The organism is Sphingobium nicotianae, from assembly GCF_018603885.1.
GTDB lineage: Bacteria > Pseudomonadota > Alphaproteobacteria > Sphingomonadales > Sphingomonadaceae > Sphingobium > Sphingobium nicotianae.
The window spans coordinates 14,185-29,207 of record NZ_JAHGAW010000001.1 but is presented as its reverse complement, the minus strand read 5'-3'; the positions used below and the strand labels follow the sequence as shown (position 1 = coordinate 29,207).

The 15,023-nt window shown below is 63.3% G+C and carries 6 protein-coding genes and 2 pseudogenes; 4 read left to right on the top strand and 4 right to left on the bottom strand.

Annotated features, from left to right (window positions below):
- The first annotated feature begins 168 nt into the window (after positions 1-168).
- The 4 genes and pseudogenes from rpoB to KK488_RS21740 all read left to right on the top strand — a co-directional run.
- Positions 169-4,347 (top strand): DNA-directed RNA polymerase subunit beta, encoded by a 4,179-nt coding sequence (gene rpoB, locus KK488_RS00105; RefSeq protein ID WP_214621113.1) that lies wholly within the window; start codon positions 169-171, stop codon positions 4,345-4,347.
- Positions 4,348-4,481: 134 nt separating this feature from the next.
- Positions 4,482-8,738: a DNA-directed RNA polymerase subunit beta' gene (gene rpoC, locus KK488_RS00100; protein ID WP_214621112.1), complete on the top strand. Its 4,257-nt coding sequence runs from the start codon at positions 4,482-4,484 to the stop codon at positions 8,736-8,738.
- Positions 8,739-9,260: 522 nt separating this feature from the next.
- A pseudogene (locus tag KK488_RS00095) lies at positions 9,261-10,415 on the top strand (IgGFc-binding protein); the annotation flags it as partial.
- Positions 10,416-10,502: 87 nt separating this feature from the next.
- Positions 10,503-10,607, top strand: a pseudogene (locus KK488_RS21740) (PEPxxWA-CTERM sorting domain-containing protein); the annotation flags it as partial.
- 107 nt (positions 10,608-10,714) lie between these two features.
- Here KK488_RS21740 and rpmE read toward each other — a convergent pair.
- From rpmE to bamA, 4 genes are all read right to left on the bottom strand, one after another.
- On the bottom strand, positions 10,715-10,945 hold the full coding sequence (gene rpmE, locus KK488_RS00090; RefSeq protein ID WP_214621110.1) for a 50S ribosomal protein L31: 231 nt from the start codon (positions 10,943-10,945) through the stop codon (positions 10,715-10,717).
- Positions 10,946-11,128: 183 nt separating this feature from the next.
- Positions 11,129-11,599 (bottom strand): 3-hydroxyacyl-ACP dehydratase FabZ, encoded by a 471-nt coding sequence (fabZ, locus tag KK488_RS00085; protein ID WP_214621109.1) that lies wholly within the window; start codon positions 11,597-11,599, stop codon positions 11,129-11,131.
- A 6-nt stretch (positions 11,600-11,605) separates the two neighbouring features.
- Entirely contained in the window at positions 11,606-12,310 is a 705-nt protein-coding gene (locus KK488_RS00080; protein WP_214621108.1) for an OmpH/Skp family outer membrane protein, read from the bottom strand.
- Positions 12,310-15,003: an outer membrane protein assembly factor BamA gene (gene bamA, locus KK488_RS00075; protein ID WP_214621107.1), complete on the bottom strand. Its 2,694-nt coding sequence runs from the start codon at positions 15,001-15,003 to the stop codon at positions 12,310-12,312. The genes KK488_RS00080 and bamA overlap by 1 nt, the downstream gene beginning before the upstream one ends.
- Positions 15,004-15,023: the final 20 nt, after the last annotated feature.

The window sequence follows — 15,023 nt, the reverse complement described above, 5'->3', positions numbered from 1 at the left end:
TGGGGCGAAGACAGGCTTAAACAGACGCTGCAGTGCGGATCGGACAGTCCCGGCCCGCACTTTTTTGCGTCGCTGGGGCTCGCGAATCGCGTGACGCTCCGGCCGCGCCGACTGAAACTTCGCTGCGATGCGGAAATTTTTTTGGGACCAAATTCAGGCAGGAACCACATGGCAACCAAAGCTCTCCCCCCGCAGACGGCCGGCGAAAGCGCCAAGAAGCGCATCCGCAAGGTGTTCGGCAACATCCACGAAGTCGTGCAGATGCCGAACCTCATCGAGGTGCAGCGGGAGAGCTACGAGCAGTTCCTGCGCTCCAATCCGGCGATCGGCTATGTGTCCGGCCTTGAAAAGACGCTGCGCAGCGTCTTCCCGATCCGCGACTTCGCCGGCACGGCCGAGCTGGACTTCGTGCATTACGAGCTGGAAGATCCCAAGTACGACGTCGAGGAATGCCGCCAGCGCGGCATCACCTATGCGGCACCGATGCGCGTCACGCTGCGCCTGATCGTATTCGAAGTGGATCAGGACACCGAGACCCGCTCGGTCCTCGATATCAAGGAGCAGGACGTCTATATGGGCGACATGCCGCTCATGACGCCGAACGGCACGTTCGTCATCAACGGCACCGAGCGCGTCATCGTGTCCCAGATGCACCGCTCGCCGGGTGTCCTGTTCGATCATGACCGCGGCAAGACCCACTCGTCCGGCAAATATCTCTTCGCCGCGCGCGTCATCCCCTATCGCGGCTCGTGGCTCGACTTCGAGTTCGACGCCAAGGACATCGTGAACGTCCGCATCGACCGCAAGCGCAAGCTGCCGGTCACGGCGCTGCTCTATGCGCTTGGCCTGAACAGCGAGGACATTCTCGGCGAGTTCTACAACAAGGTCACCTATGTGCGCGGCCCGAACGGCTGGCAGATCCCCTATGTGACCGAGGCCTGGCGCGGCCAGAAGCCGATGTTCGACATCATCGACGCCAAATCGGGCGAAGTCGTGTTCACCGCCGGCCAGAAGATCAGCCCGCGCGCGGCTCTCAAGGCCGGCAAGGATGGCCTGGAGCAGCTGCTCATCCCGACCGAGGAGGTCTTTGGCCGCTACAGCGCCTATGACCTGGTCAACGACGCGACTGGCGCGATCTATATCGAGGCCGGCGACGAAGTCAGCCCCGAGAACCTCGCCAAGCTGGACGAGGCCGGCATCGACCGGCTCGACCTTCTCGACATCGACCATGTCAACACCGGCCCGTGGATCCGCAACACCCTCAAGGTCGACAAGGCCGAGGATCGCGACCATGCGCTGAGCGACATTTATCGCGTCATGCGCCCCGGCGAACCGCCGACGCGCGAAACCGCCGAAGCCCTGTTCGAAGGCCTGTTCTTCGATGGCGAGCGCTACGATCTCTCGGCCGTCGGCCGCGTGAAGCTCAACATGCGCCTCGGCCTCGACGCCGAGGACACGATCACCACCCTGCGCCGCGAGGACATCCTGGCGGTCGTCAAGGAGCTGGTGAACCTCAAGGACGGCAAGGGCGAGATCGACGACATCGACAATCTCGGCAACCGTCGCGTCCGCTCGGTGGGTGAGCTGCTGGAGAACCAGTATCGCGTCGGGCTTCTCCGCATGGAGCGCGCCGTCAAGGAGCGCATGTCCAGCGTCGACGTCTCGACCGTGATGCCGAACGACCTCATCAACGCCAAGCCCGCCGTGGCTGCCGTTCGCGAGTTCTTCGGCTCCTCGCAGCTCTCGCAGTTCATGGACCAGACCAATCCGCTCTCCGAGATCACGCACAAGCGTCGCGTCTCCGCCTTGGGCCCGGGCGGCCTGACCCGTGAGCGCGCCGGCTTCGAGGTTCGCGACGTTCACCCGACCCATTATGGCCGTATCTGCCCGATCGAGACGCCGGAAGGCCCGAACATCGGCCTGATCAACTCGCTGGCCAGCTTCTCGCGCGTCAACAAGTACGGCTTCATCGAGACGCCTTACCGCAAGGTCATCGACCATAAGGTCACCAACGAGGTCGTCTATCTCTCCGCCATGGAAGAGGCCAAGCACACGATCGCGCAGGCGAATGCCGAGGTCGATGCCGATGGTCACTTCGTCGAGGATCTGATCTCCTCGCGCGAAGCGGGCGAATTCCTGATGGCGCCGAAAGATCACATCACGCTGATGGACGTCAGCCCCAAGCAGCTCGTTTCGGTGGCCGCCTCGCTCATTCCCTTCCTGGAGAACGACGACGCCAACCGAGCGCTCATGGGATCGAACATGCAGCGTCAGGCCGTGCCGCTCGTTCAGGCCGAGGCGCCGTTCGTCGGCACCGGCATGGAAGAGACGGTCGCGCGTGACTCCGGCGCCGCCATCGCGGCCAAGCGCTCGGGCATCGTCGATCAGGTCGACGCGACCCGTATCGTCATCCGGGCCACCGAGGATGTCGAGCCCGGCAAGTCGGGCGTCGACATCTACACGCTGATGAAGTTCCAGCGCTCGAACCAGGACACCTGCATCAACCAGCGTCCGCTGGTGAAGGTGGGCGATCATGTGAACGCGGGCGACGTGATTGCCGACGGTCCTTCGACCGAACTCGGCGAGCTCGCGCTCGGCCGCAATAGCCTCGTCGCGTTCATGCCCTGGAACGGCTACAATTATGAGGACTCCATCCTCATCTCCGAGCGGATCGTGAAGGACGACGTCTTCACTTCGATCCACATCGAAGAATTCGAGGTCATGGCCCGCGATACCAAGCTCGGGCCGGAGGACATCACCCGCGACATCCCCAACGTTGGCGAGGAAGCCCTGCGCAACCTCGACGAGGCGGGTATCGTCTATATTGGCGCGGAAGTTGAGCCCGGCGACATCCTCGTCGGCAAGATCACGCCCAAGGGCGAGAGCCCGATGACACCGGAAGAGAAGCTGCTGCGCGCCATCTTCGGCGAAAAGGCCAGCGACGTGCGCGACACGTCTCTGCGTCTGCCGCCGGGCGTGGCGGGCACGGTCGTCGAGGTGCGCGTGTTCAACCGTCACGGTATCGACAAGGACGAGCGCGCCATGGCGATCGAACGGGAGGAAATCGACCGCCTCGCCAAGGACCGCGAGGACGAGCGCGGCATTCTCAACCGCGCCACCTACAACCGCCTGCGCGACATGCTGATTGGGCAAGTTGCCACGGCGGCGCCGAAGGGCATCAAGAAGGGCGTCGATATTGACGAGGCCCTGCTGGGCGAAGTCGAGAAGCATGAGTGGTGGAAGTTCGCGGTTGCGGACGATGCTCGTCAGGCCGGCCTCGAGGCCGTCAAGGCGCAGTATGACGAAGCCGTGAAGCTGATCGTCGAGAAGTTCGAGGACCGCGTCGAGAAGCTGCAGCGCGGCGACGAACTGCCCCCGGGCGTGCTCAAGATGGTCAAGGTGTTCGTCGCGGTGAAGCGCAAGCTGCAACCGGGCGACAAGATGGCCGGCCGTCACGGCAACAAGGGCGTCATCAGCCGCATCCTGCCGGTCGAAGATATGCCGTTCCTCGCGGACGGCACACCGGTCGACATCGTGCTTAACCCGCTGGGCGTGCCTTCGCGCATGAACGTCGGGCAGATCTTCGAGACGCATCTGGGCTGGGCCGCGCGCGGCCTCGGCCAGCAGATCAAGTCTGCGCTGCGCGACTGGCGCGAGGCCAATCCGAACGCCAAGGGCGGCGAGATGCCCGAGGCGGTCAAGGAACGGCTACTGAACGTCTATGGCGAGAATTATGCCGCTGAGATCGAGGCCCGCAGCGCGGACCAGATCGTCGAACTGGCATCGAACCTCGTCACCGGCGTTCCGATCGCCACACCGGTGTTCGACGGCGCCCGCGAGCAGGACGTCTCCGACATGCTGGCACTGGCCGGTCTCGATCGCTCGGGACAGTCAGATCTGTTCGACGGACGTACCGGCGACATGTTCGATCGCAAGGTGACGGTGGGCATCATCTACATGCTCAAGCTGCATCACCTCGTGGACGACAAGATCCACGCCCGCTCGATCGGCCCCTACTCGCTCGTCACCCAGCAGCCGCTGGGCGGCAAGGCGCAGTTCGGCGGCCAGCGCTTCGGTGAGATGGAGGTCTGGGCGCTGCAGGCTTACGGCGCGGCTTATACGCTGCAGGAAATGCTAACAGTGAAGTCCGACGACGTGGTCGGCCGCACCAAGGTCTATGAGGCGATCGTCAAGGGTGACGACACGTTCGAGGCCGGCATTCCCGAGAGCTTCAACGTGCTGGTCAAGGAAATGCGCTCGCTCGGCCTCAATGTCGAGCTGGCGGCCCTGGAAGACCTCACCGACGACAGCGGCAATGCGGGCGAGCTGCCCGAGGCGGCGGAGTAATCAAGGAAGCTCCTCCCTTTCGAGGGAGGAGTTGGGGTGGTGTTCAACGCTGCAGATCGCTGCGCGACACCCACCCCCTTCCCCTCCCTTGAAAGGGAGGGGTGACACAAGCTTACGAGGAAGGGTTTGATCCCATGAACGAACTGACCAACTTCGCCAACCCGGTCGCCAAGCCGGACGTGTTCGACCAGATCCAGATCGGCATCGCTTCTCCGGAGCGCATCCGGTCCTGGTCCTTCGGCGAGATCAAGAAGCCCGAGACGATCAACTACCGTACGTTCAAGCCCGAGCGTGACGGCCTGTTCTGCGCGCGCATCTTCGGTCCGATCAAGGATTACGAGTGCCTGTGCGGCAAGTACAAGCGCATGAAGTACAAGGGCATTGTCTGCGAGAAGTGCGGCGTCGAGGTCACTGTCTCGAAAGTCCGCCGCGAGCGCATGGGCCATATCGAGCTCGCCGCGCCGGTCGCACACATCTGGTTCCTGAAGTCGCTGCCATCGCGCATCGGCCTGCTGCTCGACATGCAGCTCAAGCAGCTCGAGCGCGTGCTCTACTTCGAGAGCTACATCGTTACCGAGCCGGGCCTCACCCCGCTTGAGCGCTACCAGCTGCTCAACGAGGATGAACTGCTCGACGCGCAGGACGAATATGGCGAGGACGCCTTCACCGCCGGCATCGGCGCCGAGGCGGTCAAGAAGATGCTCGAGGATCTCGATCTGGTCGGCGAGCGTGAAGCGCTGCTCGAAGAGCTCGCGGTCACCAAGTCCGAGCTGAAGCCCAAGAAGATCATCAAGCGCCTGAAGGTCGTCGAGAGCTTCATCGATTCGGGCAACCGCCCGGAGTGGATGATCCTCGACGTGATCCCGGTCATCCCGCCTGAGCTGCGCCCGCTGGTGCCGCTGGACGGCGGCCGCTTCGCGACGTCGGACCTCAACGACCTGTATCGCCGCGTGATCAACCGCAACAACCGCCTGAAGCGCCTGATGGAGCTGCGCGCACCGGACATCATCGTGCGCAACGAGAAGCGCATGCTGCAGGAGGCCGTCGACGCGCTGTTCGACAATGGCCGTCGCGGCCGCGTCATCACCGGCGCCAACAAGCGTCCGCTCAAGTCGCTGTCCGACATGCTCAAGGGCAAGCAGGGCCGCTTCCGTCAGAACCTGCTCGGCAAGCGCGTCGACTATTCGGGCCGTTCCGTGATCGTGACCGGTCCGGAGCTCAAGCTGCACCAGTGCGGCCTTCCCAAGAAGATGGCGCTCGAGCTGTTCAAGCCGTTCATCTACGCCCGTCTCGATGCCAAGGGTCTCTCGATGACCCTCAAGCAGGCCAAGAAGTGGGTCGAGAAGGAGCGCAAGGAAGTCTGGGACATCCTGGACGAGGTCATCCGTGAGCATCCGGTTCTCCTCAACCGCGCGCCGACGCTTCACCGCCTCGGCATCCAGGCGTTCGAGCCGGTGCTGATCGAAGGCAAGGCGATCCAGCTTCACCCGTTGGTCTGCTCGGCCTTCAACGCCGACTTCGACGGCGACCAGATGGCCGTGCACGTTCCGCTGAGCCTTGAGGCGCAGCTGGAATCGCGCGTTCTGATGATGTCGACCAACAACATCCTCTCGCCCGCCAACGGCAAGCCGATCATCGTCCCCTCGCAAGACATGGTGCTGGGCATCTATTATCTTTCCATGGAGCGCGACGGCGAGCCGGGCGAAGGCATGATGATCTCGGATATGGCCGAGGTGCATCAGGCCTTGTTCAACAAGAGTGTGACGCTGCACTCCAAGATCATCAGCCGCATCCCGCAGGTCGATGAGAATGGCGTGGAGTCCATGCGCCGGGTCGAGACGACGCCGGGCCGCATGCTGATCGGCGAGTGCCTGCCGATGAGCCACAAGGTGCCGTTCGAGACCGTCAATCGCCTCCTCACCAAGAAGGATGTGGGCGACGTGATCGACGAGGTCTATCGCCACACCGGCCAGAAGGACACGGTGCTGTTCGCCGACGCCATCATGGCGCTGGGCTTCCGTCACGCCTTCCAGGCCGGCATCTCGTTCGGCAAGGACGACATGATCATCCCGGACAGCAAGGTGGCCCTGGTCGACGAAACCAAGGCGCTGGTGGCCGACTATGAGCAGCAGTATCAGGACGGCCTGATCACCCAGCAGGAAAAGTACAACAAGGTCATCGACGCCTGGTCGGGCTGCGGCGATCGCGTTGCCGCCGCCATGATGGACGAGATCCGCTCGATGCCGAAGGACCCCGATACGGGTCGCCTGAAGCCGATCAACTCGATCTACATGATGAGCCACTCGGGTGCGCGCGGTTCGCCGGCGCAGATGAAACAGCTCGCCGGCATGCGCGGCCTGATGGCCAAGCCGTCGGGCGAGATCATCGAGACCCCGATCATCTCGAACTTCAAGGAAGGCCTGACCGTCCTTGAATATTTCAACTCGACGCACGGCGCCCGCAAGGGCCTGGCCGACACGGCGCTCAAGACGGCGAACTCGGGTTACCTGACCCGCCGTCTGGTTGACGTGTCGCAGGATTGCACGATCGTCGAGATCGATTGCGGCACCGACAAGGCGCTGGAGATGAAAGCCATCGTCCAGGGCGGCACGGTCATCGCTTCGCTTGGCGAGCGCGTGCTGGGTCGCACCACGGCCGAGGACATCATCGACAGCAAGGACGGCTCGATCGTCATCCCCGAGGGCGAGCTGCTCGACGAGGCGATGGTCGCCAAGATCGAGGCGATCGGCATCCAGGCGATCAAGATCCGCTCTCCGCTGATCTGCGAAGCCAAGATGGGCGTCTGCGCCAAGTGCTACGGGCGTGATCTTGCGCGTGGTACGCCGGTGAACATCGGCGAGGCCGTCGGCGTCATCGCGGCACAGTCGATCGGCGAGCCGGGTACGCAGCTGACGATGCGGACCTTCCACATCGGCGGCGCCGCCCAGCTCAACGAGCAGTCGAACCTCGACGCCGTCGCCGACGGTACGCTCGAACTGCGCGACATGCCGACGATCCGCGACAAGAATGGTCGTAACCTCAGCCTCGCCCGCAACGGCGAACTGGCGATCATCGATGCCGAGGGCCGCGAGCGCGCGGTTCATCGCCTGCCTTATGGCGCGGCGATCCTCGTCGCCGATGGCGCCAAGGTGAAACTGGGCGACCGGATCGCCGAATGGGACCCGTTCACGCAGCCGGTGATCACCGAGAAGCCGGGCATCGTCAAATATGTCGATTTGATCGACGGCAAGACGCTTACCGAGCAGGTCGACGAAGCCACCGGCATCAGCCAGCGGGTCGTCTCCGAATATCGCGCGCCGTCGCGATCCAAGGACGATCTGCGTCCCCGCCTGACCCTTCTCGACGATGCGTCCGGCGAGGCTGGGCGTTACCTCCTGGCTGTGGGCGCGATGCTCTCGGTCGAGGATGGCGCGCAGGTGCAGGCCGGCGACGTGCTGGCCCGCGTCTCGCGCGAAGCCGCGAAGACCCGCGACATCACCGGCGGTCTGCCGCGTGTCGCCGAGCTCTTCGAGGCCCGCAAGCCCAAGGACAATGCGATCATCGCGCGCGTTTCCGGCCGCGTGCAGTTCCTCAAGGACTACAAGGCCAAGCGCAAGATCGCGATCCTCCCCGAGGATGGCGGCGAGCCGGTCGAGTATCTTATTCCCAAGAGCAAGGTGATCGACGTTCAGGAAGGCGACTATGTCAAGCGTGGCGACAACCTGATCGGCGGTTCCCCGGATCCGCACGACATTCTGGAAGTGCTCGGCATCGAGCCGCTTGCCGAATATCTCGTGTCGGAAATCCAGGAGGTCTATCGACTGCAGGGTGTGAAGATCAACGACAAGCACATCGAGACGATCGTTCGCCAGATGCTGCAGAAGGTCGAGATCACCGATGGCGGCGACACCACGCTGCTCGCTGGTGAACAGGTCGATCGCGACGAGATGGACGAGATCAACGACAAGATGGCGCCCGGAGCCAAGCTTGCGGAAGGCAAGCCGGTGCTGCTCGGCATCACCAAGGCGAGCCTGCAGACCCGCAGCTTCATCTCGGCGGCCTCCTTCCAGGAGACAACCCGCGTCCTCACCGAGGCGGCCGTCCAGGGCAAGAAGGACACGCTCGTCGGTCTCAAGGAGAATGTGATCGTCGGGCGTCTGATCCCGGCGGGCACCGGCTCCTCGATGAACCGCATGCGCATCGCCGCGAACAGCCGCGACGCGGCGCTGCGGGCGGCCATGCGCGTTGCCAACGAGGTGCATCTCGTCGCACCGCAGACCGCGGCCGAGGAGCATGCGGCCGAGCTGCGCGAAGGCCCCGAGGCAGCGATCGGCGACGATCCGCTCGGCGCTGTGCAGGGCGAGGACTTCACCACGGAAGATCTGGGCTAGGCTCAGCGCTTCGGCCGAAGCGAGAAGACAAGAGGCCCCGGGACCACGGTTCCGGGGCCTCTCTTGTTGGTGTGATCGTCGCGGTGCCGGATCGAAATTCGCAGCGGATCATGGCACCAGTCGTCGCGTCTCCCGGCCCAGGGCGCTTTGGTGAACGACTCGTCGTCCCGGGAATACGTTCGGGTCCAAAGTCGGGTTGCTGCCGATTGACCGGATCTCAGATATTTCCCTTTTTTATCTGTTCCTTATGGGTCGCATGAAAAATCATGACAGTGCTCGCAATATAGTTAATTTTACATTATGATCCGTTTCGGAGGCGCTGACCTTGATATCCGCTTTGGCGGTCGTCTTGTGCTGGCGCTTACGACGAAGTGGGATTCGTGCCAGGCTTGTTGACGAAGGGTAGCCGTCTACCAACCCTTTGGTGCGCCCATTTCACATCGATTGGGGAGAAATCCTCGGACAGCCCTTGGAGAAGGGACGCCTGCGGCGTCGCTTTGGGTTATAGTGTGGGAGAGTTCCATGAAGCGTTTGCTGTTAGCGGCGACGATGATGGCTGGTCTGACGACCGGCGCCAGCGCCAACAATCTCTTTTTTCAAATGAATACCAATTACTCCGGCGCCGGTGTGCGCCAGGCCTTCATTTTCGGTGCGGCCAATTCGACCGGTAGCGTCACCAGCGCGGCCGGCTTCAACCAGGCCTTCGATCTCGGCGCCGCCGGCTTCGCAGTCGTGGATATTCCGCTGTCGACCGAGCTCTCATCCGGGATCGTTCAGGACTACGGCTATAAGATCTCGTCCGGGACGAACCTCAGCGCCTATTTCCTGAGCCGTCAGCCTTACACGACGGATATGAGCTACGTCATCGACGGGTCGAAGCTCGGCACCAACTATGTCATCGCAGGCTATCAGAACATCTACCCTGATCAGATGTCCGTGCAGGCAACGGTTGACAACACGGTGGTGCATTTTGCCCCGAAGGGCGCCGCGGCGTTCGACGTCACGCTGAATGCCGGCCAGACCTACATGTATTCCGCCTCGACGCAGCTGACCGGTAGCAAGATCACGTCATCGGCGCCGATCGCGGTCTTTTCGGGCAATCAGTGCACCAATGTGCCGACCGGTGTCGGTGCATGCGACTTCATCAACGAGCAGATGCCGTCGATCGATTCGCTGTCGACCCAGTATCTGCTCGCCCGCACGCCGCGGACGGGCGCGAACGGCGACGCGTTCCGCGTGGTCGCGACCGCCGACAATACGCAGGTCAAGGTGAATGGCGTCGTCGTCGCGACGCTGAACACCGGCGACTATTATGAAGGCCGCGTGGATGCCAGCGGCAGTGTCGTCGATGCGTCGTCCAAGGTTCTGGTCACCCAGTATCTGATCGGCCAGGGCGAAGCCGGCTTCAACACCGACCCGGCCATGACGCTGGTGCCCGGTTCCGACCAGTGGCTGAAATCCTATGTGTTCGCGACACCCTCGGGCAACGCGGCTTTCCCGACGGACTATATCAGCATCGTCATCAAGACGAGCGACCTTGGCTCGCTGATGGTCGACGGCGTGATAGCCAACGCAGCGCTCTTCAACGCGCTGGGGGCGTCCGGCTACAGCTTCGGCAACATCGACGTGTCGAGCACGTCCGGCCCGTTCTCCATCACGGCGAACAGCGAGTTCCAGCTGCTGCTGTCGGGCTATGACAATTACGACTCCTACTTCACCTATGGCGGCGCGGCTTTCTCTCCGGGTGCTTCCCCGCCCCCGCCGCCGAGCGGCGTGCCCGAGCCGGCCACCTGGGCCATGATGATCGGAGGCTTTGCGCTTGCTGGTGCCGCCATGCGTCGTCGCAAGGTGGCCGTCAGGTTCGCCTGACCGGACAAGCACAAAAGAAAAGGGCCTCGGGAAACCGGGGCCCTTTTTTCTTGTCGTAACAAGCGCCGACGCGCGCCAGGCGATTGGCCCGGCGCGATCGGTGTCGATCAGCCCTTCTTGAGGGTGAGACCGCCGAAGCGCTTGTTGAACTGGGCGACGCGGCCACCGGAATCGAGCAGGCGCTGATTGCCGCCGGTCCAGGCCGGGTGCGAGCTCGGATCGATGTCGAGCGCGAGCGTGTCGCCTTCCTTGCCGTAGGTCGAGCGGGTCTGGAAGCTCGAGCCGTCAGTCAGCTGGACGGTGATGAAGTGATAATCGGGATGCGCGTCTTTTTTCATGTGTCTGCTCCATGGATGACCGGTTTCCGACCGGTCCGGGGCTGATGGGAAGGGCGGCCCTTAGCGCGGGAAGCCCGGAAAGGCAAGGGATTCGCTGCCCCTTCCCTATCGACGACAAGCGGGCTGCGACGGCCGGGTGCATGGCTGCCACCCTTCTCCGGGAAGGGTGGAGCTTTGAGGGAATCAGTCCTTGGGCGGGTCGGCGATCATGGCGACGCAATGCGCCTCGGCGCAAAGCTTGCCGGCGATCGATGCCTTGCCCGAGAATTTGCAGACCGAGCCGCGCAGCTGGGTGAACTCGACATTGAGATCGAGAATATGACCCGGCTCGACCGGCGCGCGGAACTTCGCGCCCTCGATCCCCATGAAATAGACAAGCTTACCACTGCCGGCGAGGCCCATCGATTCGACGGCGAGAATGCCCGCCGCCTGCGCCAGCGCCTCAACGATGAGGACGCCGGGCATGATCGGGCGACCCGGGAAATGGCCCTGAAAGAAAGGCTCGTTCATCGACACGGCCTTGATCGCGTGGATCGAGGTGCTGGGCACCATCGAGACCACGCGATCCACCAGCAGAAACGGATAACGATGCGGCAGCGCCGCCATGATCCGGCGGATATCAAGCCCGCCGAGTGTCTCCTGCTCTGCCGTCACGACCTGTTACCGGCCCTGAGGACGACGGGCAGGCGGCGTGGCGGCAGGTGCTGCCGGCGCAGGCGTGGCCGGTGCCGCAGCGGCAGGCGCAGCCGGCTGCTGACCTTGGCCACCCGGACGCCAGCCCTGCGGGGGCACGATGCCAACCGACGGCACCAGCGCGTTCAGTTCCTGAACGAGCAGGTTGGTGACGTCCGCGCCGGGCACATAGGCCTCGGTCGCCTCGTCCTTCAGCAGAAGGTCGATCTTGTTCTTGGTCATGACGTTCTTCATCGCATCGCTCAGCTTGGCGCCGATCTGCTCCACGACATAGGCGCGGGCCAACTCGAGCGGCGCACCGACCTGCTGCAGCTCGTTCTGCGCTTCCTGCGCGCGGCGCTGAAGCGCGGTATATTGCGTCTGCAACTCGGTCTGCTTGGCAGGCGGCGGGGTCTGGCCAGCCGCCGTGATCGCCGCCTGGAGAGCGTCGTTCTTCTGCTTGAGCTCGGTCTGCAGGGCCGACTGACGCGCGTTGAACGCATCGATCGTGGTCTTGTAGGTCACCTGCATCTGCTGGCTGGCAGTCTGGGCGGCGGCCGACTGGCCGATCGCTGCCTGGACATTGACGACGGCGATCGCCTGCTTGACCTGCGCCGTGGCCGGAGCAGCGACGCCCAGCGCCACGGCCGAGACCGTCGCTAATGCAACGGCGGAAAGAATCGAATTACGCATCAGAATTGAGTCCCTATGTTGAATGTTACGAGCTTTGTGTCGTCGCCGGGCGCGGTGATGAGCGCCTTGGCGATGTCGATCCGGAACGGGCCGAAGGGGGAGTTCCAGTTGACGCCGAAGCCGACCGAAACGCGGGGCTTGGGCGTGTCACCAAGATAGAATTCCTTGAACCCCGGAATCGTGGTTCCATAAAGGGTCGTCCCGGTCGGGCAGGTCGCGCCGTTCGGGATCGACGAAAGCGTGCTGTCGGTCGAGTTGATGCATTGGCGCAGGCCAGCCGAATCATAGGCCGGGAAGGTGAAGCCATTGGGCAGATCGATCAGGCCGCCATTGGCATAGGTCGGCGCGCGGACACCGAACACGGCACCCGCGTCCACGAAGACCGACGGACGCAAACCAAGATCGCGCGCGCCCGAGCCCAGCGGAATCTCGATCTCGGCATGGGCGAGATAATAAGCCCGGCCACCGAGGCTGTCGTCAGACCAGGTGCTGCGATCCTCATTGACGCCGGTCGGATTGCCGCTCGCGTCATAAAGATAAGGCTTGCGTACGATGCGCGGGCCAACGCCGCGAATGTCGAAACCGCGCAGCTGCGGTTCGCCGAGGAAGAAACGATCGGTTAGGCGGACCGGATCGCTGCTCGCGCTGCTGCTCTTCTCGAAGGACTTGATATAGCCCGCCTCGCCCTTGAGCGAGAAGATGAAGCCGCCGCCCAGCGGCCAGTATTTGTCGGCCGAGAGGCGATTGCGCAGATAACGGACACTGCCGCCGAGCCCCGCGAAATCCTGCGTGAAGCTGATGCTGTGACCACGCGTCGGGCGGATGCGGTTGTCGCGCGAATCGAAGGACAGCGTGTAGCCGATGGTTGAAGTCGCGCGGTCGCCGATCGCGTCGCAGAGATACTGGCTGGCGAGCAGCGGATCGCACCGGAACAGGTTGGGCGTGACGCGGTCACTGTAATAAGTGGCCTGATCGACCGAGACCTGATCGTAGGACAGGCCGTAGCGGACCAGCAGCGAGAGATATTCCGTCACCGGGATGCCGGCGCGGATCTGGAAGCCGGTGCGGATCTGGCTGTAGATCGTGTTGCGGTCGTTGCCGGTGGTATAGTTGAAGCTGTTCAGATCCTGACGGAAGATGTCACCGCCGAGCGCGATATTCTTGTCGAGGAAATAGGGCTCGGTGAAGCCCACGTTCACGGACTTGGAATAGGTCGAATAATTGACCGACGTGCGCAGCTCCTGGCCCATGCCGCGGAAATTGCGCTGGGTCACCGAGGCGGCAAGGATGAAACGCTCGAGCGAGGAGAAGCCGGCCGAGAGCTGCAGTTCGCCCGTCGCCTTTTCCTCGACATTGGTCTCAAGGATGATGCGGTCCGGTGCCGAACCCGGCTTCTGCTCGACTTCGAGCTTCTCCTGGAAGAAGCCGAGCGAGTTGATGCGGTCCTGCGAGCGCTTGACGGCGAAGGTGTTGAACGCGTCGCCCTCATGCAGGCGGAACTCGCGACGCACGACTTTGTCCTGGGTCAGCGTATTGCCGTTGATGTCGATCCGCTCGACATAGACGCGCGGCGCGTTGGCGATGCGGAAGGTCAGGGACATGGTCCGCTTTTCCTTGTCGCGATCGAACTCGGGCTGGACGTCGGCAAAAGCATAGCCGAACAGGCCGGCAGTCTGGTTGAGCTGCTCGACCGTATCCTCGACATTCTTGGCGTTGTACCAGTCGCCCTTCTTCATGCGCAGCGAGCGCGTGAGCCCCTCGGAGGAGAGGTCGCGAATGTCGCTCTTCACGGTGACGTCGCCGAATTTGTAGCGCTCGCCCTCTTCCACCACATAGGTGATGATGAAGTCCTGCTTGTTGGACGTCAGCTCGGCCACCGCGGAGACGACGCGGAAATCAGCATAGCCCTGGGTCAGGTAGAACTGGCGGACCTTCTGCTGGTCATAGGCCATGCGATCGGGATCGTACGTCGTGCCCGAGGAGAAGAGGCGGAAGAAGCGCGATTGCTTGGTCGCCATTTCGCCGCGCAGGCGCCCATCGGAAAACACCGTGTTGCCGATGATGTTGATCTGGCGGACCTTGGACTTTGGCCCTTCCGAAATCTCGTAGACGATGTCGACGCGGTTCTGATCGAGCTTGACCAGCTTGGGATCGACCACGGCGGCGAAGCGGCCCTGCCGGCGATACAGCTCGATGATGCGGGCGACGTCGGCGCGCACCTTCGAGCGCGTATAGATCTGGCGCGGCGCCATCTTGATCTCGGGCAGGATCTTGTCGTCCTTGAGGCGCTTGTTGCCCTCAAGCACGATGCGGTTGATCACCGGATTCTCGACCACCTGGATGGTCAGCGCACCATCCTTGTCGCGGATCTGCACGTCCGAGAAGAGCTCGCTCGCGTAGAGCTCGCGCAGGGCCTCGTCGAGCGTCTCGCGTGTGTAGGTGCCGCCCTGGCGCAGCTTGGTGTAGGAGAGGACCGTGTCCGGCTCCAGACGCTGCGCTCCCTCGACCGTGATCGAGCGGATCGGTTGTGCGGCCGCCACGGCGCTGGTCGGCGCAGGCGCCGTAGCGCTGGGGAGTGTCGGGGCCGGCGGGGGCGGCGTACCTGTCGCCTGAGCAAAGAGCGGCGTACCGCCTGCGCCCGCCAGGAACGTCCCGCACAGGAGCAGAGGCGCGAGGCGGCTCTGTGTCGACATCCGTCTAAATTCGCTCAAAC

Excerpts from the sequence above, each read along its gene's own strand:
- rpoB (WP_214621113.1), top strand. The coding sequence starts at position 169 with ATGGCAACCAAAGCTCTCCCCCCGCAGACGGCCGGCGAAAGCGCCAAG.
- rpoC (WP_214621112.1), top strand. The coding sequence starts at position 4,482 with ATGAACGAACTGACCAACTTCGCCAACCCGGTCGCCAAGCCGGACGTG.
- rpmE (WP_214621110.1), bottom strand. The coding sequence starts at position 10,945 with ATGAAAAAAGACGCGCATCCCGATTATCACTTCATCACCGTCCAGCTG.
- KK488_RS00080 (WP_214621108.1), bottom strand. The coding sequence starts at position 12,310 with ATGCGTAATTCGATTCTTTCCGCCGTTGCATTAGCGACGGTCTCGGCC.
- bamA (WP_214621107.1), bottom strand. The coding sequence starts at position 15,003 with ATGTCGACACAGAGCCGCCTCGCGCCTCTGCTCCTGTGCGGGACGTTC.